General features: G+C 67.1%; 30 protein-coding genes. 12 read left to right on the top strand and 18 right to left on the bottom strand.

Features of this window, described 5'->3' with window-relative positions:
- Window positions 1-8: 8 nt before the first annotated feature.
- The 4 genes from AC07U1_RS01395 to AC07U1_RS01380 form a co-directional block, all read right to left on the bottom strand.
- Window positions 9-1,205: a mechanosensitive ion channel family protein gene (locus AC07U1_RS01395; protein ID WP_495178672.1), complete on the bottom strand. Its 1,197-nt coding sequence runs from the start codon at window positions 1,203-1,205 to the stop codon at window positions 9-11.
- Window positions 1,206-1,236: 31 nt separating this feature from the next.
- A complete protein-coding gene (locus AC07U1_RS01390) occupies window positions 1,237-2,244 on the bottom strand; it encodes a DNA topoisomerase IB (protein ID WP_495178671.1) in 1,008 nt (335 codons plus the stop codon).
- 83 nt (window positions 2,245-2,327) lie between these two features.
- Window positions 2,328-3,710 (bottom strand): putative O-glycosylation ligase, exosortase A system-associated, encoded by a 1,383-nt coding sequence (locus tag AC07U1_RS01385; protein WP_187141116.1) that lies wholly within the window; start codon window positions 3,708-3,710, stop codon window positions 2,328-2,330.
- The gene (locus AC07U1_RS01380) at window positions 3,703-3,852 is read right to left on the bottom strand and encodes a hypothetical protein (RefSeq protein WP_187141115.1); all 150 of its coding nucleotides are present in this window, start codon (window positions 3,850-3,852) and stop codon (window positions 3,703-3,705) included. Before AC07U1_RS01380 ends, AC07U1_RS01385 begins: the two co-directional genes overlap by 8 nt.
- Before the next feature lie 65 nt (window positions 3,853-3,917).
- Between AC07U1_RS01380 and AC07U1_RS01375 the strand changes: the two genes are divergently transcribed.
- Together AC07U1_RS01375 and AC07U1_RS01370 are read left to right on the top strand one after the other, a co-directional pair.
- Window positions 3,918-5,141: a TIGR04063 family PEP-CTERM/XrtA system glycosyltransferase gene (locus AC07U1_RS01375; RefSeq protein WP_495178670.1), complete on the top strand. Its 1,224-nt coding sequence runs from the start codon at window positions 3,918-3,920 to the stop codon at window positions 5,139-5,141.
- Window positions 5,142-5,161: 20 nt separating this feature from the next.
- Window positions 5,162-5,989, top strand: a complete 828-nt coding sequence (locus AC07U1_RS01370; protein ID WP_495178669.1) for a hypothetical protein — start codon at window positions 5,162-5,164, stop codon at window positions 5,987-5,989.
- Here AC07U1_RS01370 and AC07U1_RS01365 read toward each other — a convergent pair.
- Entirely contained in the window at window positions 5,986-6,312 is a 327-nt protein-coding gene (locus AC07U1_RS01365; RefSeq protein WP_495178668.1) for a hypothetical protein, read from the bottom strand. The two genes, AC07U1_RS01370 and AC07U1_RS01365, sit on opposite strands and share 4 nt — an antisense overlap.
- Entirely contained in the window at window positions 6,309-6,566 is a 258-nt protein-coding gene (locus tag AC07U1_RS01360; RefSeq protein ID WP_492736179.1) for a hypothetical protein, read from the bottom strand. The genes AC07U1_RS01365 and AC07U1_RS01360 overlap by 4 nt, the downstream gene beginning before the upstream one ends.
- 126 nt (window positions 6,567-6,692) lie before the next feature.
- Here AC07U1_RS01360 and AC07U1_RS01355 point away from each other — a divergent pair, with 126 nt between their 5' ends.
- Window positions 6,693-7,361, top strand: a complete 669-nt coding sequence (locus AC07U1_RS01355; RefSeq protein ID WP_495178667.1) for a S24 family peptidase — start codon at window positions 6,693-6,695, stop codon at window positions 7,359-7,361.
- Window positions 7,362-7,368: 7 nt separating this feature from the next.
- On the opposite strand, the gene AC07U1_RS01350 is transcribed toward AC07U1_RS01355, so the two are convergent.
- A complete protein-coding gene (locus AC07U1_RS01350) occupies window positions 7,369-7,674 on the bottom strand; it encodes a hypothetical protein (RefSeq protein ID WP_495178666.1) in 306 nt (101 codons plus the stop codon).
- A 178-nt stretch (window positions 7,675-7,852) separates the two neighbouring features.
- Between AC07U1_RS01350 and AC07U1_RS01345 the strand changes: the two genes are divergently transcribed.
- On the top strand, window positions 7,853-9,139 hold the full coding sequence (locus tag AC07U1_RS01345; protein ID WP_495178665.1) for a methyl-accepting chemotaxis protein: 1,287 nt from the start codon (window positions 7,853-7,855) through the stop codon (window positions 9,137-9,139).
- 98 nt (window positions 9,140-9,237) lie between these two features.
- Entirely contained in the window at window positions 9,238-9,963 is a 726-nt protein-coding gene (gene aqpZ, locus AC07U1_RS01340; protein ID WP_495178664.1) for an aquaporin Z, read from the top strand.
- Between the two features lie 37 nt (window positions 9,964-10,000).
- On the opposite strand, the gene galU is transcribed toward aqpZ, so the two are convergent.
- The 6 genes from galU to AC07U1_RS01310 form a co-directional block, all read right to left on the bottom strand.
- The gene (galU, locus tag AC07U1_RS01335) at window positions 10,001-10,864 is read right to left on the bottom strand and encodes a UTP--glucose-1-phosphate uridylyltransferase GalU (protein ID WP_056343707.1); all 864 of its coding nucleotides are present in this window, start codon (window positions 10,862-10,864) and stop codon (window positions 10,001-10,003) included.
- A 43-nt stretch (window positions 10,865-10,907) separates the two neighbouring features.
- On the bottom strand, window positions 10,908-11,378 hold the full coding sequence (yfiB, locus tag AC07U1_RS01330; RefSeq protein WP_492742645.1) for an outer membrane lipoprotein YfiB: 471 nt from the start codon (window positions 11,376-11,378) through the stop codon (window positions 10,908-10,910).
- Window positions 11,379-11,434: 56 nt separating this feature from the next.
- Window positions 11,435-12,640 carry a diguanylate cyclase DgcN/YfiN gene (dgcN, locus tag AC07U1_RS01325; RefSeq protein WP_492736189.1) on the bottom strand — a complete coding sequence of 402 codons (1,206 nt, stop codon included), beginning with the start codon at window positions 12,638-12,640 and terminating at the stop codon, window positions 11,435-11,437.
- Window positions 12,637-13,182 carry a regulatory sequestration protein YfiR gene (gene yfiR / locus AC07U1_RS01320; RefSeq protein ID WP_187141106.1) on the bottom strand — a complete coding sequence of 182 codons (546 nt, stop codon included), beginning with the start codon at window positions 13,180-13,182 and terminating at the stop codon, window positions 12,637-12,639. Before yfiR ends, dgcN begins: the two co-directional genes overlap by 4 nt.
- Window positions 13,183-13,319: 137 nt before the next feature.
- The gene (gene msrA, locus AC07U1_RS01315; protein ID WP_495178663.1) at window positions 13,320-13,856 is read right to left on the bottom strand and encodes a peptide-methionine (S)-S-oxide reductase MsrA; all 537 of its coding nucleotides are present in this window, start codon (window positions 13,854-13,856) and stop codon (window positions 13,320-13,322) included.
- A gap of 32 nt (window positions 13,857-13,888) precedes the next feature.
- Window positions 13,889-14,812 (bottom strand): M48 family metalloprotease, encoded by a 924-nt coding sequence (locus AC07U1_RS01310; RefSeq protein ID WP_495178662.1) that lies wholly within the window; start codon window positions 14,810-14,812, stop codon window positions 13,889-13,891.
- Between the two features lie 87 nt (window positions 14,813-14,899).
- Between AC07U1_RS01310 and AC07U1_RS01305 the strand changes: the two genes are divergently transcribed.
- The 5 genes from AC07U1_RS01305 (at window position 14,900) to AC07U1_RS01285 (ending at window position 18,672) form a co-directional block, all read left to right on the top strand.
- On the top strand, window positions 14,900-15,943 hold the full coding sequence (locus tag AC07U1_RS01305; RefSeq protein ID WP_492736195.1) for a COX15/CtaA family protein: 1,044 nt from the start codon (window positions 14,900-14,902) through the stop codon (window positions 15,941-15,943).
- On the top strand, window positions 15,940-16,746 hold the full coding sequence (locus AC07U1_RS01300) for a hypothetical protein (protein WP_495178661.1): 807 nt from the start codon (window positions 15,940-15,942) through the stop codon (window positions 16,744-16,746). Before AC07U1_RS01305 ends, AC07U1_RS01300 begins: the two co-directional genes overlap by 4 nt.
- Before the next feature lie 178 nt (window positions 16,747-16,924).
- Window positions 16,925-17,404, top strand: a complete 480-nt coding sequence (gene rplM / locus AC07U1_RS01295; protein WP_056346996.1) for a 50S ribosomal protein L13 — start codon at window positions 16,925-16,927, stop codon at window positions 17,402-17,404.
- Window positions 17,404-17,901 carry a 30S ribosomal protein S9 gene (gene rpsI / locus AC07U1_RS01290; RefSeq protein WP_056343681.1) on the top strand — a complete coding sequence of 166 codons (498 nt, stop codon included), beginning with the start codon at window positions 17,404-17,406 and terminating at the stop codon, window positions 17,899-17,901. The genes rplM and rpsI overlap by 1 nt, the downstream gene beginning before the upstream one ends.
- 216 nt (window positions 17,902-18,117) lie before the next feature.
- A complete protein-coding gene (locus tag AC07U1_RS01285; protein ID WP_495178660.1) occupies window positions 18,118-18,672 on the top strand; it encodes a PepSY domain-containing protein in 555 nt (184 codons plus the stop codon).
- On the opposite strand, the gene AC07U1_RS01280 is transcribed toward AC07U1_RS01285, so the two are convergent.
- The 5 genes from AC07U1_RS01280 to AC07U1_RS01260 all read right to left on the bottom strand — a co-directional run bounded on the left by AC07U1_RS01280 (window position 18,665) and on the right by AC07U1_RS01260 (window position 24,017).
- A complete protein-coding gene (locus AC07U1_RS01280; protein WP_495178659.1) occupies window positions 18,665-19,678 on the bottom strand; it encodes a sterol desaturase family protein in 1,014 nt (337 codons plus the stop codon). The two genes, AC07U1_RS01285 and AC07U1_RS01280, sit on opposite strands and share 8 nt — an antisense overlap.
- A gap of 54 nt (window positions 19,679-19,732) precedes the next feature.
- On the bottom strand, window positions 19,733-20,776 hold the full coding sequence (locus tag AC07U1_RS01275) for a phosphotransferase (RefSeq protein ID WP_495178658.1): 1,044 nt from the start codon (window positions 20,774-20,776) through the stop codon (window positions 19,733-19,735).
- Complete coding sequence (locus tag AC07U1_RS01270) at window positions 20,773-21,864, bottom strand: Rv3169 family protein (RefSeq protein ID WP_495178657.1); 1,092 nt, start codon at window positions 21,862-21,864, stop codon at window positions 20,773-20,775. The genes AC07U1_RS01275 and AC07U1_RS01270 overlap by 4 nt, the downstream gene beginning before the upstream one ends.
- A 477-nt stretch (window positions 21,865-22,341) precedes the next feature.
- Entirely contained in the window at window positions 22,342-23,190 is an 849-nt protein-coding gene (locus AC07U1_RS01265) for a metallophosphoesterase family protein (protein WP_495178656.1), read from the bottom strand.
- Complete coding sequence (locus tag AC07U1_RS01260; RefSeq protein ID WP_495178655.1) at window positions 23,187-24,017, bottom strand: diacylglycerol kinase family protein; 831 nt, start codon at window positions 24,015-24,017, stop codon at window positions 23,187-23,189. Before AC07U1_RS01260 ends, AC07U1_RS01265 begins: the two co-directional genes overlap by 4 nt.
- Before the next feature lie 151 nt (window positions 24,018-24,168).
- On the opposite strand from AC07U1_RS01260, the gene AC07U1_RS01255 reads away from it, so the two are divergent.
- Together AC07U1_RS01255 and AC07U1_RS01250 are read left to right on the top strand one after the other, a co-directional pair.
- The gene (locus AC07U1_RS01255) at window positions 24,169-25,083 is read left to right on the top strand and encodes an alpha/beta hydrolase (protein ID WP_495178654.1); all 915 of its coding nucleotides are present in this window, start codon (window positions 24,169-24,171) and stop codon (window positions 25,081-25,083) included.
- Window positions 25,080-25,850, top strand: a complete 771-nt coding sequence (locus AC07U1_RS01250) for a nucleotidyltransferase family protein (protein ID WP_495178653.1) — start codon at window positions 25,080-25,082, stop codon at window positions 25,848-25,850. Before AC07U1_RS01255 ends, AC07U1_RS01250 begins: the two co-directional genes overlap by 4 nt.
- Window positions 25,851-25,856 lie beyond the last annotated feature (6 nt).

The raw sequence follows: 25,856 nt of genomic DNA, 5'->3' as shown, positions 1-25,856 counted from the left end.
CCGTAGCGTCAGCCCGGATTGGCCGCCTTGGCTGCCCCCGCCCTCGGTTTCGGAGACTCGGCATAGGGTAGGATCATCGTTCCGTCAGGGGCGGCGGTGAAGGTCGTTTGCGTCGGATAGGCGAATTCATAGCCCGCGGCGGCGAGCGCTTCGAACAGGCGGATGCCGACATCGGTCCTTGCCGCGACCACTTCCTCGAACTGTTCGGTGAAGACGTCGAACAGCAATTCGAAATCGAGGCTCGACGGGCCGAAGGTCAGGAAGCTCGATCGGATGAACTCATGGCCCGCCGCCTTGACCTGTTCCTCGAGCAGTGCGGGCAGGTCGCGCAGCATCGCCGGGGTCGTCTGGTAGATGACGCTGATCGTGAAGGTCACGCGGCGCCGGTGGAGGTGCGCGAAATTCGTGATCTCCTTGCCGAGGAGGTTGGTGTTGGAGATGACGAGCAGTTCGCCGTTGACCGAGCGCAGCCGGGTGCTTTTCAATCCAATACGTTCGACCGTCGCGGTGCTGGTGTCATATCTGATCGTTTCGCCGACGCGGAACGGGCGGTCGAAGATGATCGAGAGCGAGGCGAAAAGATCGGAAAAAATGCCCTGTGCGGCAAGACCGATGGCGATGCCGCCGATACCCAGGCCGGCGATCAGGCCGGTGACGTTGACCCCCATATTGTCGAGGATGACGATCGCGGCGATGGCGAAGAGCGCGATGCTGATCAGCAGGCGGATGATGCCCATCGCATTCGACAGCGTTTCGTTATGCCCTTCGGCGGCGCGGCGCTGGATGAGGCCGAGTATGATTTCGCGCCCCCAGATCGCCGCCTGCAGTACCACGGCGATGGTGAAGACTGTCTGGATGGTGCCGAGGATCAGCGCCGGCGGCTGGGCGTAGCCCGCGACCATGCGGACCGCGATGATCGCGAGCACGATCGATTTGGTCTTGTGGATCACCCGGCCGACGATGTCGGTCAGGGTGAATTCGCCCGGCGCCGACTGGGCGCGCTTCAGCGCGAAGGTGCGGATCATCGACAGCAGGAAATAGATGACGAGCCCGACGCCGATCGCGATGCCGATTTGCAGCCAGTGGCTGTTCACCCACGCGATGCTGGCGTCCCACCAGTAACGCAGATCGTCGAGCGGGTTGTTGGCAGGCGCGGCGGGTTTCGCGGCAGCCGTCGTCGCGGCGGCAAGAATGGAGAAGGTCATGGCGGGCCGTTGGCGTCCTCTTGGTCGGTGGTCAGGCGGAGCGGAGCAGCGCCGCCGCATCGGGTGCGCGCTCCAGATAGGTCAAAAAGCCGCGTTCGACACGCGAAAGATATCGGGTCGCGCGGGGGAGGGGGCCGACCGCCGCGGCGAAGTCGGCGCGTTCCAGCGCCGCGGCGAGTATCGCCGGGTGGACATAGGCCTTGCGCGCGACGGCCGGGGTGTTGCCGAGATGGTCGGCGACATGCTGCAAAAGCTGTTTGAGCGTCGGGGGTTCGGCGGCGGCATGGAGATAGGCGAAGGCCTCGACGCTCGCCGACCAGGTACGGAAATGCTTGGCGCTGAAGTCGTCGCCCATCACATCCTGGATATAGGCGTTGACGTCTTCGGAGGCGACCGCGCAAAGGTCGCCGTCATCCTCATATTGAAAGAGATGCTGCCCCGGCAGGTCTTGCAGCCGGCGGACCAGCGTCGTCAGGCTGCGGTCGCTGACGACGACGTCGCGCTTTGCGCCGCCCTTGGCGCGGTAGCGGAGGCGAAGGGTCTTGCCGGTCAGTTTTGCGTGGCGCTGGCGCAGCGTGGTGGCGCCGAAGCTGTTGTTGGCGGCGGCATATTGTTCGTTGCCGACGCGCAGCGCGGCGAGGTCGAGCAGGCGGACGACGGCGCCGACGACGCGCTCGGGGCACAGGGTGCGGCGCGCCAGATCCTGCTCGAGCCGCGCACGGAGCAGCGGCAGGGCATGGCCGAAGGCGGCGCAGCGGTCATATTTGTCGGCGTCCTGCGCGCGGCGGAAATCAGGATGGTAGCGATATTGCTTGCGCCCGCGCGCATCATAGCCGGTCGCGAGGATATGGCCGTTGGCGGCGGGACAGAACCACGCATCCTCATAGGCGGGAGGGAGCGCGATGGCGTTCAGCCGTTTGATTTCGGCGGCGTTGCGGATGATCCTGCCTCTGGCGTCGCGGTAGCGCCAGCCGTCGGCGAGGCGTTCGCGGCCGATGCCGGGCAGGCTGTCGTCGACATGGATCAGGCGCGCGGACATGGGGGGATAGCGCGTTGGCGCGCGCGATGGTTCCCATGCCCGTCATCTCGGCCTTCGCCGGAATGACGATATAAGTGAGGCGCCTAATTTGCTTGCGCGACCGGATGCCGGGTCGGGACCTGTGCCGGGCGGGCGGTCAGCGGGCGCCAGCCGGCCTCGCGTTCGCGGCGGCGCACATAGGTCGACAAGCCCATCTGCAGCGCGAGCATCATGTAGATGAAGGGCTGGAAGGCGATGCCGACGAACAGCGACCCGATGAGATAGGTGATATGGCCGTGCTGGAGCGCGGTGGCGAGCGGCGCGATCCATTGCTCCTCGCCGCGGCGCGTCTTGAGATAGCGCCGCCGCAGCCGTTCCATCTGGATCAGGCCGGTAAGGTGGAGGAGGAGCCAGAGCGTCAGGCCCGGATAGCCCTGTTCGCCGAGCATTTCGAAATAGCTCGAATGATAGGCGCGACCCTTTTCCTCATAGACCGTCGGTTCGGCCTCCTGCGGCTTGAGCGGATCATAGGCGCTCGCCGCCTTTTCGACCCGGACATGGTTCTGCATATAGGCCTCGAACCCGCCGCCGAAGGGATTGTCCTTGGCATATTCCCATGTCCACGCCCACACCGCGACGCGGGTCGAGGCCGACTGGTCGGACTTGTGGTTCTGGATCGTTTCCATCCGCTCGGTGAAGCTTTGCGGCAGGAAGGGGATGGCGGCGAGCGCGAGCAGCCCGGCGCCCGCGACATAGAGGAAGCGGTGCTTGACCGCGCGCAGCGACAGGCCCGCGAGGATGACGAGGCAGACGAGTCCGGTGCGCGCCTGCGTCCCGATCGGCAGCAGCACGCACGCGAAGACGAGGGCGAAACAGAAGAGATTGACGCGCCAGTCGGGCGGGAAAATCGTGCCATGCCTGCGGTACCACAGGATCAGCGGAATGATCGAAATGCCGACCGCCGACATGATCGAGCCTTCGTAGAGGCCGTAATTTTCGTTGAGCAGCAGCTGGAGCGTGCCATAGCCGCCGCCGCCCGCCGCGGTCTTGATACCGCCGGCGATCGCGATCGCCGCCGCCGAGAGCAGCATGACGAGGGTCAGCGCTTCGATCCGCAGCTTGGTGCGCAGCGTGAGAGGCAGGAAGATCGCCCAGACGAGTGCCTTCCACACCCAGCTCCATTTTTCCTGCGCCTCGACCGGGAAATCGGCCTGGATCGTCGTCATCCAGCAATAGAGGAGCAGCGCGAGCAGCAGGAATTGTCGCCCCGACCACCTGGTATCGCGCTTGTCGTCGACCGCGAGCCAGCCGACGATTGCGAGCCCGAAGACGATCAGCGAGATCGGGATCGAGTTGATCAGGAAATAGCTGAGACGTTGCGGCGCGACGATATCGATGTAGCAGAAGCACAGCACGAACAGGAAAGGCTTGCGAAAGCCGAGTCCGATGAAGGCGAACAGAAAGGCGACGAAAGCGATGTCACGCATCGCCGCGCTCTTCCGCGTCCTTGCGGCGCTGCCACAGCATGCGCGGGCTGACTTCGCGGTCGAGGTCGTCGCGGTATAGCAGTCGCCACAGCGCGATTCCCAGCAGGACGTGCGTCAGACCGATGGAGAAATTGTCGACCATGGGCGCACGCCTACGCGATCTGGGTTGACGGCGCGTTAAGGCTTGTATGCCATTGAACGCGGGTCATGACCCGTATCCTCCACGTCCTCGACCACAGCCTGCCCGCGCACAGCGGCTATACCTTCCGCACCCGCGCTCTGATGAAGGCGCAGGTGGCGAAGGGGTGGGAGGTCGCCGGAGTGACCGGGGTGCGCCATCCCGAACCCGGGCCGGACGGCGAGACCGTCGATGGCCTGACCTTCTATCGCACCGCCCCGATCGCGCCGGCGCGCTCGCCGATCCGCGAATGGCGCGAGATCGGGGCGCTCGCGGCGCGGATCGAGGCGCTGGTCGACGAATGGCGGCCCGATCTGCTCCACGCCCATTCGCCGGTGCTCGACGCGATGGCGGCGCTGCGTGTCAGCAAAAGGCGCGGCATTCCGGTGTTGTACGAGATCCGCGCCTTCTGGGAGGATGCGGCGGTCGGCAACGGCACCGGGCGCGAGGGCAGCGCCAAATATTTCCTGACCCGCCAGCTTGAGACGCATGCGGTGAAATCGGCCGATGCGGTCGCGGTGATCTGCGACGGGCTGCGCGGCGATTTGATTGCGCGCGGAGTCGATGCCGGCAAGATCGTCGTGTCGCCGAATGGCGTCGACCTCGAGCTGTTCGGCGACCCGCCGCCGCGCGATGCGGCGCTGGCCGCCACGCTGGGGCTGGGCGACGGCGATGCGGTGATCGGTTTCATCGGCAGTTTCTATGATTACGAAGGCATCGACGACCTGATCGCCGCGATGCCGGCGCTGATCGCGGCGCAGCCGGGCGCCCAATTGCTGCTCGTCGGCGGTGGTCCGATGGAGACGGCGCTGAAGGAACAGGCGGCGGCCTCGCCCGTCGCGAGCCGGATCCACTTCGTCGGCCGGGTGCCGCACGACCAGGTCGAGCGTTATTATTCGCTGATCGATATCCTCGCCTATCCGCGCAAGAAGATGCGGCTGACCGACCTCGTCACCCCGCTGAAGCCGCTCGAGGCGATGGCGCAGGGCAAGCTGGTCGCGGCGTCGGATGTCGGTGGGCACCGCGAGCTGATCGAGGACGGGGTAACCGGGACGCTGTTCGCGCCCGACGACCCGGCGGCGATCGCATCGGCGCTGGCCGGATTGCTCGCATCGCAGGAGAGCTGGGCCGAGCAGCGCCGCGTCGCGCGCGTCTTCGTCGAAAAGCATCGTAACTGGTCGTCAAACATTTTACGTTACGAACCCGTTTACCAGCGACTGCTGCGACGCGATTCCGCATCGCTTGCGGCCTGACGCGGACAGGTTGGGACGATATGGACGACGAACAGGAAAAGTCCGGACACGAAACGCTCGCGGCGCTGTGGCGCGGTGTGCGCCCGACTGTGCCGGCGGTGATCGGTGCCGGGGCGCTGACCTTTTTGTTCGCGGCGGTCATGCCGCTCGCCTGGGTCGCCGGGATCAGCTGGAACCTTTATCTCGATCGCCTGTCGGATTTCTTCTTGCCGCCCGTCGGCAACGCCGGACGCCTTGCGCTGGCGGTCGGCATGGCGACGATCGCCGCGTTGTTCGCGGGACTGGTCGCGCTTCTGGTCGCCAAGCCCTCGGTGCGCGGCAACGACCTGCTCAATCGCCGCGTCTCGGCGCGCGCGAAACGGCAGGCGAAGGTCGAGGCCGAAGCGGCGCTGCCGCGCCGCCGTGCCGACATGCACCCCGACGATGCGCCGCGCCCGCCGATCCGTGCCGGCCGCGACCTGCCCGTGGGTGGGCTGGGGCCGCTGGTCGCGCCCGCGGTCGATGATGGCGACGACGATTTCGACCTGATGCTGACCGATGTCGCGGAGGCCGAGGACGAACTGGTGCTCGCCGACCTCGCGCCGGTCGATTATGACGCCGACGACGCCGATGCGCCCTGGCTGCAACCCGCCGAAATGACGCGTCCGCCGATGCCCGAAACCAGCGACAACAGCCTCGGCGCGATGGTCGCACGGTTCGAGGCGGGGCTCGCGCAGCGTCGAAAAGCGGCCGCGGCGACGCCGGTAGCGCCAGCGTCCGCCGCCAACGAGGATGTCGAGCAACCCGACTTCGCGCTCGAAGCGGCGCTCAGCACGCTGCAGCGCATGACTCGCCGCGCGGTCGGCTAATCCTCCACCGTCAGCACTTCGATCCGCAGATCCGCTCCGTCGTCGGCCATCTCGACGACCAGATCGGCGACGATATGTCCCGGCAGGCGCCATTCGATCGTTTCGAGCCGGGCCTGCAGTAGCGGGCGCAGCACCGCCGCGTCCTCGTCGCCGATCAGGCACGGGAACAGGTGCCGCGCGCCGACGAAATTGGCGCTCGCCCATGGCCGCAGCGTCGAGGCAGCGAGCGACAGCCCGTGCGGCAGTTCGCGCTCGAGCAGACGGCGAAGGCGGCGGTGCGGGCATCCAGGGCGCGGCGGCCGTGCGGGCGACCAGCGCATCATGGCGTTTCTCCCGGATGACGCACCGCGTAGAGGCGCAGGTCCCCGCACGGCGCGACGCGCCCGGCACGATGGTCGGCCCGCCATTTGTTCATGAAATGTTCAACACGGCAGATGATGCGAAGTCCGGCGACGCGGCCTTCGCGCAGATCGGCGACGAGGCGCGGGTCGCGCACCGCCTCGCGGCCGAAGACGCTCGGCGGCATCGCCGATTCGGCCAGAAACGCCTCGATCCGCTGCAACAGGTTTCGCGCCATAAATCCTCCCTGATCGCTCCAACCGTCGGGCGACTCACCCGATAGGATAATTCCTATCTGATGGGTATTTTCCTACTTGTCTAGGATAAATCCTATTGGTAGACACGAAATAGGAAGGAACCGCTCATGGCCAATTTCGGGGATGATCCGCGCGCCGCGCTTGACCGGCTGTTGCGGGAACGGGGCGTCGACTATGCGCGGCTGTCGGAAAAGATCGGACGCAATCCCGCCTATATCCAGCAATATATCAAGCGCGGTTCACCGCGGCGGCTCGCCGAAGAGGACCGGGCGCGCATCGCCGCCTTTCTGGGTGTGCCCGAAGCGATGCTGGGTGGGCCGGTGCATCGCGTCGCCGCGCCGGCGCGGGCGCGCGGGGCCGATATGGTGCTGGTGCCCAAGCTGGCGATCGGCGCTTCGGCGGGGGCGGGAGCGAGCATCGACGGCGAGCCCGTCGAGGGCGAGGTCGCCTTCGATCCCAAATGGCTGCGCGACCTGGGCGCCGATCCGCGCGCGCTCAGCATCATCCGCGTGGAGGGCGATTCGATGGCGCCGACGCTGAACGATGGCGACGACATTTTGGTCGATGGCGGCGACGCCGCGGCGCGGCTGCGCGACGGCATCTATGTGCTGCGCATGGACGATGTGCTGATGGTCAAACGCATCGCACGCGCACCGGGGCCGGGGCGGATTTCGGTGATCAGCGACAATGTCCAGTATCGCAGCTGGGATGCCCTGCCGATGGCGGCGGTGCAACTGGTCGGCCGGGTGGTATGGACCGGGCGGCGGGTGCGGTAGCGGGCGTCTAGTTCGGCGCCGCCATTTCGGCTTCGATCTCATGCTCGAGCACCTCGGCGCGCTGGCACTGTTCTTCCTTGCCGTCGCGGCATTTCTCGGTGGCCTTGTCGCGCTCGCGGGTCAGCTTGCCGAGCCGTTCCTCGCGCTTGCGCAACTCGCGGCCGCGGTTGCGGTCGGCTTCGTCCTGGCTGGTGGTCGACCAGTCGGCGACCTGGCCGACCGCCTTGAACGGGGCGGTGACGATCGTTTTGGCCGTACTGACGCAGCCGCCGAGCAGCGGAGCGGCCAGCAGGAGGAGGAACATCGCACGCATATCGGCATCCTTTCGAACGAGCGGCAGCAATCGCATATCGCGCCGCGGCTGAACAGGGGATTGCGGCGGAAGGAGCACCCGCCAGGTGCTGCTGTCATATCATTGAAACAAATGGTTAAAACTGTCTTTACTATCGCGGGTTAGGTCTGCCGGGCCTCCTCCAGCGTAAAGTCTATCCATGAACCCCGTCGATCTCGCGCTTGCCCCCACCCCCGGCCATTCGGCCGCGATCCGCACCGACGCCCATTTGTCCGAGGTGATCGACCTGTTCCGGCACGAGCCGCAACTGCGCGTCCTCGCGGTGCTCGATGCGCGCGGCCACCCGGTCGGGATCATCCGCGAGCAGCGGGTGCGCGAACTGCTGTTCTGTCCCTACTGGTTCTCGCTGATGCAGAATCCGACGATCGGCGGGTCGATCGTGACGATGACCGAACCCTGCCTGACCGCCGACGTTGCCGAATCGACCGCGACCCTGCTCGCCATCGTCTCGCGCGCGGCCGGCGCCGAGGGGCTGGTGCTGGTGCGCGACGGCCGTTTCGTCGAAACGCTCGACAGCGGCCAGCTTGCCAAACTGGCGATGTTGCGCGAGGTCGAACTGGCGCAGGAACGCAGCGCGCGCGCCGCGCGGGTCGATGCGGCGGGGGACCGGTTCCACGAAGATATCGCCGCGCTCACCGCCGCGCTGTCGCACACTGCACGCCAGGTCGAGGAGGTGGCGCGCGACCTTGCCGAACGCGCGCAGCAGACTGGCCGCGATGCGGTGTCGGTCGCGGGGGCGACCGCGCAGACGCTGACCGGGCTCGGCGAACTCGGCGACCGCGGCCACGCGCTCGCCGCCTCGATGCGGCGGATCGTCGACGACGGCACCCACGCCCGCACCGTCCGCAGCGACGCGCACCGCAAGGTCAAGGCGGCGAGCGAGCGCGCCGCGGCGCTCAAGGCGGCGAGCCTGTCGATCGAACAGATGCTGGCGCTGATCATCGACATGGCGAGCCGTACCAACATGCTGGCGCTCAACGCCGGGATCGAGGCGGCGCACGCCGGCGATGCCGGGCGCGGCTTTGCCGTGGTCGCGTCGGAGGTCAAGACGCTGGCGAAGCAGACGCGCAGCGCGGCGGGCGACATCACCCACTATATCGACCGCATCCGCGACATCGTCGGCCAGGTCACCGAGGGGTTCGACGAGGTCGAAAAGGCGATCGTCGCGAACAACGGCTTTTCCGACGCGGTCGACAAGGCGGTCGACGGGCAGAGCGCGACGACGCTGATGATCGCGAGCTATGTCGAGCAGGCGGTCGCGGCGGGGCGCGAGATCGACACGCGCGTCCAGCACATCGGCCGCGGCGCGACCGCGGTCGGCGACGGTGCGCAGTCGCTCGGCAAATTGTCGGCGGGGTTGACGCAAGCAGCGCAATCGCTGCACCAGCGCGCACGGCACTTCGTCGAGGCGGTCGCCGCCGCCTGATCCGCGCCGGCTCAAGGGCTTGTCGTCGCCGATGGCGATGCTAGGCTGTTTTCTGCGCCAGCCGCGCTCATCGCCGTCGGCGCTGAGGGGAGGGTCATATGAGTAACATGCAAAAGGGCTTGGCCGAATTTATCGGCACCTTCTGGCTTGTATTCGGCGGGTGCGGGAGCGCCGTGCTCGCTGCCGCATTTCCCGACGTCGGCATCGGGCTGCTCGGCGTCTCGCTGGCATTCGGCCTGACCGTGGTCACCATGGCCTATGCGATCGGCCATATTTCGGGCTGCCATCTCAATCCCGCGGTGACCGTGGGCCTGTGGGCGGGCGGCCGGTTCGCGGCGCGCGACATTCCGCTCTATGTGGTGGCGCAGGTGCTCGGCGCGATCGTCGCGGCGTTTCTGCTCTGGCATGTCGCGGAGGGCAATCCGGCCTTCGACCTTGCGACCAAGGGGCTCGCGACGAATGGCTATGAGGCCGGATCGCCCGGTGGCTTTGATCGTACCTCGGCCTTGATCATCGAGATCCTGCTCACGGCCTTTTTCCTGTGGATCATCATGGGGTCGACGGACGGGCGCGCGCCCGCGGGGTTCGCGCCGCTCGCGATCGGGCTGGGGCTGACGCTGATCCACCTGATTTCGATCCCGGTGACCAACACGTCGGTCAATCCGGCGCGGAGCACCGGGCCGGCCCTGGTCGTCGGCGGCCTCGCGCTGCAGCAACTGTGGCTGTTCTGGGTCGCGCCGCTGATCGGCGGCGCGCTCGGCGGATGGCTTTATCGCACCATCGGTGCCGACAGCTTCCCGAAGCCGAATATCGAAGGCAATTGAGGATCGGGCCGGCGGCGGCGTTTCGCCGCCGCCGGTTCTATTTCAAAAGGTCGATCGCAAAGGCGCGGACCTCGTCGGCGATGTCGGGCCGTTCGAGCGCGACCGCGAGATTGGCCTGGATGTAGCCGGCCTTCGACCCGCAGTCGTAGCGCGCGCCGTCGAAGGTCACGGCGTGGAACGGCTGTTTGCCGATCATCGTCGCCATTGCATCGGTGAGCTGGATTTCGCCGCCCGCGCCCTTTTCCTGCGCCGCGAGGACTTTCATCACTTCGGGCTGGAGGATGTAGCGGCCCGAGATGATCAGGTTCGACGGCGCGTCGGCGATCGCGGGCTTTTCGACGAGACCCAGCACTTCGGTCATCGCGCCGTCCTGCGTCCCTGGCGCGATCACGCCATAGCTCGACACCTGTTCGTGCGGCACTTCGAGCACCGAGAGCAGGTTGCCGCCGACGCGGTGGTAGGCGTCGACCATCTGCTTCATGCAGCCCGGCGTGCCGTGCATGAATTCGTCGGGCAGGAAGATGGCGAAAGGTTCGTCGCCGACGATGTCGCGCGCGCACCAGATCGCATGGCCGAGGCCCAGCGGTTCCTGTTGGCGGACATAGGCACAATTGCCGGGGCCGAGGCGCGTCGGTTCGAGCACCGACAGGTCCTTGCCGCGTTCGGACATCGTCTTTTCGAGTTCGAAGGCGATGTCGAAATGATCCTCGATCGCGCTCTTGCCGCGCCCGGTGACGAAGATCATCTGCTCGATCCCCGCCTCGCGCGCTTCGTCGACCGCATATTGGATCAGCGGTCGGTCGACGACGGGGAGCATTTCCTTGGGGATCGCCTTGGTCGCCGGCAGGAAGCGGGTGCCGAGGCCGGCGACGGGGAATACGGCTTTGCGGATCGGTTTCATGGGCGCGGGCTTAGCGGCGAAGCTTGGCCAAGGAAAGCGGGGCCTATTGCGGCCAGACGATCACGACGACACGGCGATTGTCCTGGCGGCCTTCGGCGGTGGCATTGCTCGACAGGGGCAGCGCCTCGCCGCGGCCGATGACCTGGTCGGGAGCCAGCGACATGCCATTCGCCTGCATCGGCGCGGCCACCGCCTGTGCGCGGGCCTGCGACAGCTTGAGATTATAGGCGCTGCTGCCGACCGAATCGGTGTGGCCCTCGACGCGTGCGGAGGTGATCCCCACCGCCGAGAGGCGTGCGGCGATCTTTGAAATGGTTTCGATCTGATCGGGCTTCAGATTGCTTTCGTCGGTCGCGAACAACAGCCGCTCGGGCAGGGTAAGCGTCCAGCCGGCATCGGTCTCGACGAAACCTTCGGCTTTGAGTGCGGCGACCTGCGCGGCGTTGAAGCCGGTGGGCTGGGGGACGCTCTGACAGGCGGCGAGTGCCGCCGCGATGAACAGGAATGACAGCACGCGTAAGGGACGGCGAAGGGCATGGATCACGGCATCAACTCGCTTCATTGGGGGGATCAAGGGCGGGTTCGGTTGGATAGTTTGTCGGCGTACATGGCGGCGTCGGCAACGGTGAGGAGCGCGGCGGCATCGGTTGCTTCGTCGGGAAAGACCGCGACGCCGACACTCGCCGTCGGGCGATAAAGGGCGTTGCCCGGCAGCGTCACCGGCTGCGAGATGCTGATGCGAATCCGATCGGCGAGCGCCGATGGCTCCATCGCGGCATCGAGCGGATCGACGAGGACGACAAATTCGTCGCCGCCGATCCGCGCCGCGAAGTCGCCGTCGCGCAACGTCGCGCCGATCCGGTTCGATAGCGCGACGAGTACGGCGTCGCCCGCCGCGTGGCCGAAGCGGTCGTTGGCGGCCTTGAAATTGTCGGCGTCGATGAAGAGCAGGGCAAGGCGGCTGCCTTGTTGCTGCGCCTTCCCGATGCGCTGCGCCAGTTGTTCGTCGAAGGCGGCGCGATTGGGCAGTTCGGTCAGCGCGTCGTGCGAGGCGCGGTGTGCAAGCATCGCGCGTTCGCTTTCCATGCTGCCCTGCCAGCCCTGCAGTTCGTCGAGCAGCGCGTTGATGTCGCCGCCCAGCCGGTCGAGTTCGGTGATGCCGAGCGACTGAACGCGTTTGTCGAACCGGCGATGGAGGCGCACGTCATGGGCGACCGTGGCGATCTCGTTCAGCGGCTTGACCAGTTCGTACTCGAAGCGCCGCGCCATGGCGATCGTGCCGAGCGCGGTGACGATCAGGCAGGCGAGCCCGGCGAGCAGCCCGATGCGGACATAGTCGATCAGCGTCGAGGAATCGCCCCACACCTGGATTGTGCCGATGGCCGATCCGTTTCGGCGGATCGTCACGGCAACGGGTTCGGGGAAGAAGACGCGGGTCAGCAACGGCGCCGGGTCCTCCGACGGCGACACCCATTCGGCGAGTGGCCGGCCGCGGTCGTCGAGCACCCGCAGCCTGGCGATGCCGGGAATTTGCATCAGGGGCGCGAGCCCTTCGCGCGCCGCGGCGGCATCGTTGAACACCAGCGCGGGTTCGACGCCATAGGCGCCGAGTTGCGCCGCGAGTTCGATATTGCGATCGGCATAGCCGCGCATCGCGGTGATGCCCGACAGCAGGATCGTCAGCCCCGACAGCGCGACCGCGAACAAGGTGACGCCGAAATGGAAGCGCGACAGCAGTTTTTGCAAGCTGGTACGAACGAGCGGGCGGCGCGTCATGGCGTGCCTCCGTCGGCGTGGCCGATCTTGAGCACGCGCGGATCGACGCGCAAGGGGCCGCGGCCGATCGAATCGAGATTGACCGAGAAGCTCAGTCCCGCCGGTTTTTCGGCGAGGCAGAACATCGCGCCATAGAGGCAGGCGGGGTCGTCGTCGCTGATCGTCAGCACCGGGCGGCCGCGCACCCAGCCGATCAGGCGCTGGCGGTCGGCGATTGGCAATCGTCCGAGGAACAGGATGTCGCAATCGCCGTTGCTTATCACCGCGCCGGGGGTGGTGCGGCGGACCGTGATTCGCGGGCCGTTGCCGGGCAGGTCGGGGGCGACCCGGGCTGTCAGTTGCGGGGTGCCGACGAGGCAAAAGGTGCGGTGGCTCTCGGCCGGTCCCGGCCAGCGCGCATAGGTGATGATGCCGCCGGTCATCCGGTTGACCGCATTGGTCATTCCGTCGATGCCGTCTTCGACGATCGTCTGGCTGGCGGCCTGAACCGACATCTGCGGCGTCGACCAGATCGCGCCGATCAGGAACAATGATGCCAGCACGCTTTTTTGCGACCCCCAACGCGCACGAGCCAACCTGCCCGAATGTGGCCGCGTCCGCTAGCCGAAACGGCAGGCAAGTCAATGACAAGTCACGTCATGCGGCCATTATGCAACACCCGTCGCACCGGCCATTCTGCCTAGTCGGTGCGCAGCCGGTCGGCGAAGCCCTTGCGCAGCTTGGCGAGCTTGGGCGGGATCACCGCCATGCAATAGGGATTGCGCTGGCCTTCGCTGTCCCAGTAATTCTGGTGATAGTCCTCGGCCGGGTACCAGGTCGCGGGTGGTTCGATCGTGGTCACGATCGGCGCCGTCTGGTCGCTTTGGGCGCGGTCGATCGCGGCGCGCGCGGAATCGCCCTGCGCCGCGTCGAGCGGGAACAGCGCGCTGCGATATTGGGTGCCGATGTCGTTGCCCTGGCGGTTGAGCGTCGTCGGATCGTGCGTCGCGAAATGGACGTCGAGCAGGTCGCCATAGGAGATGACGGCGGGGTCGAAGGTGATGCGGATCGCTTCGGCATGGCCGGTGTCGCCGCCACACACCTGCTTGTAGGTGGGATCGACGACATGGCCGCCGATATAGCCGCTTTCGACCTTGTCGACGCCCGCAAGGCCCCGAAACACCGCTTCGGTGCACCAGAAGCAGCCTCCGGCAAAAATCGCGGTTTCGTGGGTCATGGCGGTAATCCTTGTCGGGAGCGGGGATGGCCTCAAAATAGGAATGCGCCGCGCAATTCCAAGGGCCGCGCGGCGGGGTCGGCGGCGCGCGCGGTTCGCATGGCCGCAATTTCGGCGTCGATCGCGGCGATCCGTTCCTTGCGCGGCGGGTGGCTGGCGGCGCGGACCAGCGGCTTTTTGTGCCGGTTCCAGAAACGGATCGCGGCGGCGGGATCATAGCCCGCATCCGCCATAAGCCACACCGACAGCCGGTCGGCTTCCAGTTCGGTCTGGCGTACGCGGTCGATCGACCGGTCGTCCGCCAGCCGTTCGCGATGGCGCAGGATGTTATGCGCCAGTTCGTGCGCGACCACTGCCGCCATTTCCTGATCGTCGGCGATCGAGCGCGCGAGGCCGAGCGTCAGGCGGACGAGCCTGCCGTTCGCGGCGGCCTGCGGCCCGGACCGCTCAATCCGGAAACTGCTCGCGCAGCCGGGGGCGGGGGCGATCGGATGCACGACCCCGGCGCCATCGGTGACGGTCAGCGCGGCGGTGGACTCGAGCGCGTCGAGCATCACGACGATCGCATCGATCCGCATCGTCGGCCCGGCGCCGAGTGTCGGTACCGGCTGGCCGTTGATCGCGGCGATCGTCGCGCCGCGTACAAGTCCGGCGCGGGCGGCGGGCGTATCGGGGGCGAGCGCGGCGATGAACGGGCCGTCGCCGGTCGTGCCATAGGTGGCCGCGGCGGACGCCCGGTCGCGCTGGTCGAACCGCCGCGCGTCGCTGAGCAACCAGCCCGGCTGCGGCACGGTGTCGGGGCACCAGTGCGCGCTGCCCGTGGTCAGCCGATAGGCGATTGCCGCCAGTCGCGCTTCCTGCGCGGCGAGCGCGGCGGAGTCCGTCGACGCGCCGCGCGCCGCGCCGGGCGCGAGCATCGCCGCGGCGGCGAGCAGGGACAGGGCGGAGGAGCGCATCGCCGTCTGATACCGACCGGTTGGCCCGCCGGCCATGATTTTCGTCGCCCCCTTGCCTAAGTCGGGGCGAGCGACGATAGGGCGGCGATGGCGAATAATCCTGTTTCGACCGCCCCCCCCGGACCCCGGCCCGCCGCGCTCGCGCGTTGGCTCTGGGGCGTGGCACTGCTGGTCATCCTAGTCGTGGCCGTCGGCGGTATTACCCGCCTGACCGAATCGGGCCTGTCGATCACCGAATGGAAGCCGGTGTCGGGCGTGCTGCCGCCGCTGAACGAAGCGGGCTGGCAGGAAGAGTTCCACAAATATCAGCAGATCCCCGAATATAAGGAGATCAATGTCGGTATGTCGCTCGCGGCGTTCAAGGCGATCTTCTTCTGGGAATGGCTGCACCGCGTCCTCGGTCGGCTCGTCGGCGGCGCGATGCTCGTCCCGCTGATCTGGTTCGCGGCGCGGCGCGCGATCCCGGCCGGCTACGGCTGGCGCCTGTTCGCCTTGACCTCGCTGGTCGGGCTGCAGGGTGCGATCGGGTGGTGGATGGTTGCTTCGGGCCTCGAATATCGCACCGACGTCAGCCATTTCCGCCTCGCGACCCATTTGCTCACCGCGCTGTTCCTGCTGGCGGGTCTGGTATGGACTGCGCGCGATTTGACGGCACTGGCGCGTGATCCGGCCGCCCGGCCGGCGCGGTTGACCGGCGCGGCGATCGCGGTGATCGCGATCCTTTTCGTCCAGTTGCTGCTTGGCGCCTGGGTTGCCGGGCTCAACGCCGGGCAGGTGGCGAACACCTGGCCGGCGATGAACGATCATTTCGTCCCCGAGGGCATCGACTGGTCGGACGGCGCGTGGATGGCGCTGACCAACGATCCCTTCCTGCTCCATTTCCTCCACCGCTGGTGGTCGTGGGTCGCGGCGCTGGCGCTGCTCTGGCTTGCTCGCACGCTCGCGCGGCGTGGCGCGACGGGCGTGGCGACGATGCTGGTCGCGGTGGTCGCCGCGCAGATGATGCTCGGCATCCTGACCGTGCTGACCGGCGTGTCGCTGTGGATCGCGGTGCTGCACCAGGTGACCGGCGCGATCCTGGTCGCGACGGCGGCGGCCGGGCTTCACCGGCTGGGCCGCGCCGCCGCATGATCGGCGCGGGCGTCTGGGCGGGGGCGTTTCTGCTGCTCGCCGCGCCCGAGACTGCAGTCGCAACCGTGGAGCAGCCCGCGTCGATGGCGGTGCGCGAACAGCGCTTCGCGCCGCCAGTCGGACAGCCGATGGCGTATCGCGTCACGACGCGGCGGATCAGCCGCAACGGAACGCTGATCAGCTTTTCGCTCGTTTATGCGCTCGAATGGCAAAGCGCGGGGCGCGGCTACCGGCTCGACGCGGTGCTGCGGCGGATCGAATCCGACGCGCGGCCCGAACTCGTCCGGGCGCTGACCGGGCTGGTCGAGCCGCTGGTCGGCGAGACGCTGACCTATCTGGTCGATGCCGATGGGCGCAAGGTCGCGCTCGCCGATCCCGATAGTTTGTGGGCGCGCGTTGCCGGGCGGACGCAGGGACTGGCGGCGGGCGCCGAGGCACCCGAGGCGCAGCAGGTGGCGGCCCTGCTTGCCTCGCTGCCCGAAACCGAGCGTGAGAAGCTGGTCACCGCCGACATCCGCGCGCTGATCGCACCCGCCAATGCAGCGATCCCGACCACTGATAATGGCGATGCGTCGGTATCGATCCAGCAAGACGACGCGCGGCTTATTGTCGCCAAGGTCGAAAAGGGCGAGGTGACGGCTGGCGCCGCGCCGCTCGACATCGACACATTATGGACGGTCGATACGGACACCGGACTCATCCTGCGCGAACAGCGGCAGAGCTGGGTGGGCGAGCCTGGAAGCGCCGCGCGGACTCTCGTCGAAGAGCGGATTCGCGCGCTGACGCCGGGCGATCCGGGGTAGTGCTGACTTAGAAGGTATTATTTTACCCGTCAGCAAAGCCGCTCCTTGCTTGACTTTCGGCGCAGTTATCGCCATTGGCCCGCTCCGAAGCGCCGCGATGTCCCGCTCGGGACGTGCGGCGCGGTTTGTTTCGGGCGGGTCCTCTCGCCCTCGTCCATGTCTTAAGGAGGTCGCCATGATGAAGGCGCTGACCAAGACGACCGTATCGGCGAACGCCGCAACGGTCGAAAAGAAATGGGTGCTGATCGACGCCGACGGCCTGGTTGTGGGCCGCGTCGCATCGATCATCGCCAATATCCTGCGCGGCAAGCACAAGCCGAGCTTTACCCCGCACGTCGATTGCGGTGACAATGTCATCGTCATCAACGCCGAGAAGGTGAAGTTCACCGGCAAGAAGTTGCAAGACAAGCGCTATTACAAGCACACCGGCTATGCCGGCGGCATCAAGGAAACCAGCCCCGCCAAGATCCTGGAAGGCCGTTTTCCCGAGCGCGTGCTCGAAAAGGCGATCGAACGCATGATCCCGCGCGGCCCGCTCGGCCGCCAGCAGATGCGCAACCTGCGCGTCTTCGCCGGCACCGACCATCCGCATGCCGGGCAGAACCCCGAAGTGATCGACGTCGCTTCGATGAACCGCAAGAACAAGGTGGGTGCATAATGGCCGACGAACAGACCATGACCGATCTCAAGGATCTCGGCGGCGCCGTTGAAGGCACCGTTGCCGCCCCGACCAGCAATGCGCCGCTGCGTGAAAAGCAGGTCGACAAGCAGGGCCGTTCCTACGCGACCGGCCGCCGCAAGGACGCCGTCGCCCGCGTGTGGCTGAAGCCCGGCACCGGCAAGATCACGATCAACGGCCGCGACCAGGAAGTGTATTTCGCACGTCCGACGCTGCGCCTCGTCATCAACCAGCCGTTCGGCCTCGCCGATCGCATTGGCAGCTATGACATCGTCGCTACCGTCAAGGGTGGCGGTCTGTCGGGCCAGGCGGGCGCCGTGTTGCACGGCATCTCGCAGGCGCTGACCCGTTTCGAACCCGCACTGCGCGGCATCGTGAAGTCCGCTGGTTTCCTGACCCGCGACAGCCGCACGGTCGAGCGCAAGAAGTACGGTAAGGCCAAGGCCCGCCGCAGCTTCCAGTTCTCGAAGCGCTAACGAATTTTCCGTCGACGGACGGAGAAGGGAAGGGCGGTCCGGCAACGGGCCGCCCTTTTTCTTTGGACGCGGGCACCCGGCGATCCAACAACGCATCGGTTGAGATAGGCGCGCCGCCCGCGCACGCGGTTGTAAAATATTGTTGCATGCGCCGGCACCAGCTTGACTATGCGATATAATCCTGTCCGACCGGGCGCTTCCATCGGGAGAATTTTCATGCACCGTCTTTTGGTCCGCTGGCACATGCTGGTCGCCGCTTTCCTCTTTCCCGCCATTCTCCTCTACCTGCTGACGGGAGCGCTCTACACCTGGGGTGCAAAGGGCGACTATGTGACGAGCGACCATGTGGTGACGCTGTCGGCACCGCTGACCGACGACAAGGCGGCGCTGCAGGCGATCGTCGTGAGGGAACTCGCCAAGCAGGACGTTGCGCCTCCGACCGGTGGGGCGACGGTCAAGCCGGTCGGCGACAGTTTCCAGCTCGACTGGACCGGCTCGCGGCGCGACGTGACGCTCGAGCCCGGCGAAACCGCGGCCACGGCCAAGCTGATCGTCAAGGAAACGAACTGGCACCGCTTCTTCGTTCAGTTGCACAAGGCGAAGGGCGGGACGCCGTTCAAGATCTATGCCGCGATCCTGGCGCTCGGGCTGTTCTTCCTCGTGACCTCGGGGCTGATCGTGGCGCTCAAGGTGCCGAACATGCGGCGCGGCGCCATGGTCGCTTCGGCCGTCGGATTGGCGGCGTTCGCCGGGATCGCGGCGGTCAGTTAGCGTTCTCGCGCAGCGACTGAAGCGGGTGGTCTGGCGACGCGCCGCCCTCTTTCTTGGTCTCGATGCTCGTGGCGATCCGTCGCGCGGCATCGGCGAAAGGCATCAGTACCGCGCCGGTGAGCCCGTGCGGATCATAGGCGATGCCATCGACGCCGAAGCGCAGCCTTTCGCGCTTCGCGGCGGGCAGGTGGAGCGTCCCGAAGATCCGGTCGAAGATCGCAAGCGTCGATCCGAAATTGCGGTCGTGATGCCGTTCCTCGACCGAATGGTGGATCTGGTGGTGCGCCGGGCTGAGCAGCCAGCGGCCCGCGCCACCGGGCAGGCTGATCCACAGGTGTGAATGCTGAAGATAGGTGAAGATTATGGTGGCGAGGAAGGTGAGGGCATTGGCGCCGTGGATGAGGAATCCGCCGCCGACGCGCCCGAAGGCGAAATGAACGAGCGCCATGGCGATGCCTGCGGATGCGGCGGCCATGTTGAAGAACAGGATCGTGTCGACCGGATGGACCCGGAAATTGGTAAGCGGCGTCAGCGATTCGGCGGTGTGATGCACCTTGTGGAATTCCCACATCCAGCCAACGCGGTGGCTGAGGCTGTGGTTGAGCCAATATGCGAATTCATAGGCCGTGAAGAGCATCAGGGTCATGACGGTGCCGGCGACCCACGCCGGCGCGGCGATCGGCGCGGGCGATCCGAACAGCATATGGAGGCCGCGTAGCATATGGCCCGCGAACCATTCGCCGGACCAGAGCGCCCAACCCAGTGCACTTGCCGAGAACAGCACGCCGAAGAGGAACCAGGCAATATCGGCGCGGCCCGATGGGCTGCGCACGATCCGTGCGGGCAGGAGCGCGCGCAACAGGACCTTCGTGCGCACCGGGCGTGACCGGCCGCGCGGGATCGCGAAACGGAGCATCAGCGCGAGCGCGAGCAGGGCCGCCGCAAGCGTCAGTGCGTGGGGCGCCCATGACGACAGGGTCGCTGCGATGTCCGGTTGTTCGCCCATTGCCTCCGTCTTAGGGGGGGATGGTAAATGGCGACCTAACGGGGACTTTTCGCGTCAAAGCAGATCGAGACTGCCGAGCGCCAGCGCCTGCCGCGCCGGGCGTTCGGCCATCACCGCGAACATTTCGTCGCCGCGCGTCGTGCGCTCGACGCTCATCGACGCGAAGACCGCCATGAAATAACCGCTGAGCGCGCCGAGACGATAGTCGGTCCATAGTGCATCCGCGTCGGGATCGACGCCTTCGGCTTTCAACGCCGCGATCCAATGGTCGAACGCCGGGCGGTCGGCGGCGGCGCGCTCGAACGGGTCGGCGATGCTGGTGCCGACGAGGTAGGCGAGGTCGGTGGCGCCGCTGCCGCGCCCCAGCGTCTGCCAGTCGACGAGCCAGCATGCGTTCCCGTCCGGACTGAAAAGGATGTTGTCGATCCGGAGGTCGCCATGGGCGAGGCTGCGCGCCGCGGGTTCGCGGGACAAATAGGCGTCGAGCCGGTCGACGATCCCCGCACCGAGATCGAGCACCTCGGGCGCCAGGCGTTCGGCATAACGCTCGCGAAAGCCGAGATAGAGCTGCGGAAACATCGCGCGAATCAGGCCGCTATTGTCGCGCGCGAGCCAGGACATGTCGGCGAGGCCAGGATCGTTCCACAGATGGGCGTGGAGCTTCGCCACTGCATTGATGCAGGGCACCAGCCCCGCGAGGTCGCGGCCGGCGAGCTGGTCGCCCTGCGCTGCGGGGGCGAGGTCGGAGAGGAGCAGGACGAATTCGACCTCGTCATCCTCGATCGCGTGGAAATAGCAGGCGGGCGCCGGCACGCCGCTGGTCGCGGCGAGGTCGCGGTACCAACTCACCTCCTTGATATAGGTGCCGGTCAGCTTGGCGATGTTGCGGCTCGCCTCGTCGTGGCTCGGGCATTTGGCGATGATCGTTGCCGGCGCGTCGACCCCGTCGGCCCAGTCGAGCGTCAGGCGAAAGCTGTCGCACATCTGCCCGGTGCCGACCTTGCTCGCGGTAAAGCCGCGCAGCGCGCCCGGGGCCTGCCCCAATTTCTCCGCGATCCATGCGGGCGACATCGCCTCCGGTGAAGTCGGGAAGCTCATGCGGCGGGGTCCATCAGGCCGGAGAGGCCGGTCGGGGTGTGCGGGCCGACAAAGAGCTGTTCGAGGACACCGACCCCGCGATGCGTGGTGCTGCCGTCGACGAGTTCGGCGGTGACGAGCGCCTGGATATGCATCGCGAGCGGATTGCCCCAGCCGCGCTCGCCCTCTGCCATGCTGTCGTGCGCGACGGCAAGATCGGGGCCGTGGTCGAACCCATGACCCCAGACGGGATGGGTGTAGCCGAGGCCGCTCATCGCGAAGACCGGGCCGGTCGGCGACAGCGTCAGCGACCGCCCGCCGCCGAGCTCGGTGCGCTGCGCGGCGACGCGGCGGCTACCCCCCTGCCAGTCGAGCGCAAAGGTGGCGGCGTCGAAATGCGTCTCCGACCCATTGTCGCCGACGATCACCGCGCGGCGGTTCCATGGGTTGCCTTCGCCATCGTCATTGCTGTGGAAGAACAGCGAGGCATGGTCGAAATTGCACGGCGTCCACAGCCAGAAGAACTGGTTGAAATTGCCCTGCGGCGGCGGTTGCGGTTCGCCCGCGCCGACCGGGCGGATGCCCCAGCTGCGGTCGCGGGTGCCGGTCCAGCCGTCGCCGACGGCGACGCGCTGGCCATCGACCGACAGCCAGCCGGCCCAGCGGCCGTTCTGCGTCATGCGCGTATAGTCCATGAACAGGCGGGTGCCGTTGCGGCGGATGAAACGCGGTTCCTCGATCGGGAAATGGCGGCCGGTGAAGGTCATTTCGGCGGCGAGCGGGCCGTCATTGGGTGCGATGCTCAGCGTGACGCGTTCGAGCGGCGCGTCGATCAAAATTGCGATCGGTCCGACCGAAAGATCGAGCCGCTCGCCCGACGACCGCCGGCTGGCGCGGAGGTTGTGCTGGACGCCGTCGACGACGACGCAAAAGGCGGCGTCGACGATGCCGAGCTGCGGATAGAAACCCATGGCGGCGGCGAAAAAGACCGATCCGTCGGGGCTGTAGCCGTTGAAGAAATAGCGGTCGTAGAAATTGCGATCGGTGCCCGCGAAGGCCACCGGCTCGCATGTCTGGTGCAGCGGAAAATCATCGCCTTTGGTCAGCATGGTTCATCCTCATCCCGTTTTTTGTTGCAACCTATCGCGGCGCCTGCGGGATGGGAAGGGGCTGGTTTAGGTCTTAAGGACACAAAGGACACGGACGGACGCGTCCGAACTGTCTCCTTTGTCGCTTTAAGCCGGTAATATGGGCCGGGCTTGAAACCTGCATTCGACGAGGCAAGCGACATGGCCATCCCGAAGAATAGATCATGGCGATGTTTTTTAGGAAAGCGGTTTTTGCGGCATCGGGCGATGGCGGGTTTCGGGCGGGAAGCGGACATGAAATCCTCCCTGTGGCGAAGCCATGGGGAGGGGGACCGCGCCCGAAGGGCGTGGTGGAGGGACCGAAAGCTTGCGCGACGCCTGACGGCGTCGGCCCCTCCGTCAGCGGCTTCGCCGCTGCCACCTCCCCATCGCTGCGCGACAGGGAGGATTTAAGCAACGTCCGCTTCCCACCCCAAAACCAACGGTCGGGGTCGCTCTTCAATGCACCGGGGGATCGACCGGCGGCACAGCGCCGACGGGGGCGACCGGTTCGGCCGGGTCGCGCGGTGGCAGGGCGTCGGGCGGGACGTCGTCGATCTGCATGTCGGGGGTGGGTATTTTTTCGAGGTTGCGCACGCGCACGCCGATGGTCCCGTCCGCGATGGTCAGCTCGTTGAAGCTCGGCGGCGTCGAACGGATGCGCTGCGACAGGGTGCCGGCGCCGATCATGCGGATCGGGCCGTCGGGGGTCTCGCGCACCAGGTCGAAGGCGTCGTGGACATGGCCGGTGAGCACCGCCGCGACCCCGCGCGAGGCGAGCGCACGGAGCGCGGTCTCGCCGCCGCGGGTCAGCGCGCGGCCGCGGGTGCCTGCCTCGACCAGCGGATGGTGCGCGGTGACGAAGGGGGTCGTGCCGCGGGGCAGCGCATCGATCGCCGCCATCGTCTTGTCGAGCGCGCTGCGCGTCACCCAGCCCTTCGACCAGTCGAGCCGCCACTGCGCGCGCGCGGTGGTCTTGAGCGGAACGACCGCGACGCCTTCGAGCTCAAGTTCGCGTTCGACGAGCCGCTCGATGCGGCGGATGCGGGCATAGGGCCAGAAAAAGCGCGCGAACGGATTGAAATAGGGCAGGTCGTGATTGCCGACTTCGACGGTCACCGGCACGTCGAGCCGTTCGATCCAGTCGCAGGCGGCGGCGAATTCGCGGGACCGTGCGCGCATCGTCAGATCGCCGGTGACCAGCACCGCATCGGGCCGTTCCGATTTCACGCAATCGGCGAACCAGGCGAGCGCCGCGCGATCCTCGAGCCCGAAATGCAGGTCGCTGATGTGGAACAGGCGCGTCATGCGGTGGTGAGGAAATCGACCGCGCTCATCCCGAGCGTGAAGCGCGCGGGGGAGGGTATTTCGCTGAGCTCACCGTCATATTCGAGGCTGATCGGAGCTGCGCTTTCGAGCAGGATCGTCTCGGCGGTCGCGATCGGCTCGCTGGGGCCGTCGCGGAAATCGCCGCCGAGCCAGGCGAGTCCGTGACGCAGCACGTCGCCGGTGCCCTCGGTTAAGATGCCGTCGGCGGCGATGCCCTTTTCGGTCGGGGTCAGAATGACGGCCGGATAGGTCTTGGTGTGCCCCACGACGCCGACCCCGGGGGCGTTAAGCATCGTGTCGAGCGCTTCGGGCGCGGCGCGGCTGGCCTCGATCACGCCGTCCTGCCGCATCGTTTCGCGCACCGTGGCCCAGCGCGTCGCGGGTCCCGCGACGACGGTAATGAAAGCTTGCTTGGTCGCCGAGCGGATGATCGGGATCGGTCGCCGGCGCCCTTTGCCGACGAGCGCGTCGGCAAGGATCTCGGGCGCGGGGCGGTCGCCGTGCAATTGCTTCGAAAGCAGGTTCAGCGTGCCGCCGGGTAGCGGCAGGATCGCGCCACGCCATCCCTCGACCTGCGCCGCGGCGGCGTTGATCGTGCCGTCGCCGGTCCACACGAGCAGCAGGTCGATATCTTGCGCGCGCAGCATCCGCGCATCGGGCAGCGAGGCATCGGGCAGCGCGAAGGTCGCGGCGAGCGGCGCGCCGGCGGCGCAGCAGGCCTCTTCGATCGCGGCGCGCATTGTTTCGTCGTGGCTGCCGCTCCGGGTGTTGCAGACGAGGGCGGGGCGGGTGAAGGCTTTGGTCATCGGCCATCCTACGCACGAACGCGCAAAAGGTCGCGGCGGTGTTGGGCGCTTGTTCGGCGACGCCCGCCCTTGTAGGGCGCGGGACGGCCCGACGTGCGGCTTGGTGGAGAGCGGGCCTATGTCGGGTGAGCCAGTCAAGGGACAGCGGCGGTTGATCAAGATTCTGATAGTGGTGGGCCTGTTGGTCCTGCTGTTCGGCGGTGGCACGCGGCTGATCGTTGGCGGCGGCGCGAAGTCGCTCAACCTCGGCGACAAGCTGCTTGGCGACGGCGATGGCGCGACGTTGCAGGTCGCGGCCCAGCCTTACGGCAGTGGCGAGCGCAACAAGCTCAACATCTGGGTGCCGACCGGAACGAAGAAGAGCGACCGGCTGCCGGTGATCGTCTGGCTCTATGGCGGCGGCTGGTACAGCGGCCAGCGCGACGATTATGGCTTTGCCGGGCGGGCGTTCGCGAAGCAGGGCTTCATCGTCGTCATTCCCGATTACCGGATCGTGCCCGAGGGGCATTGGCCCGACTTCCTGCGGGACAGTGCGGCGGCGGTGGCGTGGACCGAGAAGCACATCGGCGACTATGGCGGCGACGCGGGCCGGATCGCGCTGTCGGGGCATTCGGCGGGCGCCTATAATGCGGTGATGCTGGCGCTCGACCCGCAATGGATGAAGGCGGCGGGCAGCGACGCGTCGCATATTCGCGGCGTCGCGGCGCTCGCCGGACCCTATGATTTCCTCCCCTTCGAGAAGGGTGGTCGCGCCGATGTCGCGATGGGCGACATCCGTCCCGCCGAGCGCACCCAGCCGATCGCCTTCGTCCGCGCCGATGCGCCGCCCTTGTGGCTCGGCCATGGCACCGCCGATACCGTCGTGCGCGTGCGCAACAGCCAGCATCTGGCGGCGGCGATGGAGAAGGTCGGCGGATCGGCGGAGCTTCGGACCTATGACGGACTGAGCCACAACGACCTCGTCATGGCGCTCACCGGGCCGCTGTCGTACAAGGGACCGATCCTGGCCGAGGCGACCGATTTCCTGCGCGGCGCGACCGCGCGGCGGGTGACGGCGGCGCAATGACCATCAAGATTCCGGCGATCGTGATGGCGGGCAGCCGGCCCGGCCCCGACCCGCTGCTCAGCGGCACGGGGGTGTCGACCAAGGCATTGCTGCCGATCGCGGGGCAGGCGATGCTGGTGCATGTCGTGCGGGCGCTGCGCGCGTCGCCGCTGGTCGGGCCGATCACCATCCTGGCGCAGAACAGCGCCGAACTCGCCGCCGAGCCGGGGCTGGCGGGGCTCGCCGACCTGCATTTTTCGGATTCGGGGCAGGGGATCAGCAGCTCGCTCGCCGCGGCATTGCCGCCCGGCGACGATCCGCTGCTGGTGACGACCGCCGACAATGTGTTGCTGACGCCCGCGATGATCGCCGAGTTCCTCGATGGCGCCGAAGGCAGCGACGTCGCGGTGGCGATGGTCGAGCGCGCGGTGCTGCTCGCGCGCTATCCCGAATCGAAGCGGACCTGGCTCAAGTTCCGCGGCGGCTGTTGGTCGGGGGCGAACATGTTCCGGCTGCGCGGGCGGCGGGTCTTGCCGCTGCTCGATTTCTGGGGCCGGATCGAGCGCGACCGGAAAAAGGGGTTGAAGATCATTGCGGCGTTCGGTCCGTGGTTGCTGATCGGCGCGCTGCTGCGGCTGTTCACGATCCAGCAGGGGGTGGCGCGCGCGGGGCTGCGCTTCGGGCTGAAGGCGACGGTGGTGCCGATGAGCGACCCCGAGGCGTGCATCGATGCCGACAAGCCGGTCGATATCGAGCTGATCGAGAAGATCATGGCGGGGCGAGTGTAAACGACC

The sequence above is a fragment of the Sphingopyxis sp. GW821-FHT02C12 genome (genome assembly GCF_059421785.1).
The sequence above is the reverse complement of the archived record's forward strand: the minus strand, read 5'-3'. Positions and strand labels throughout refer to the sequence as shown.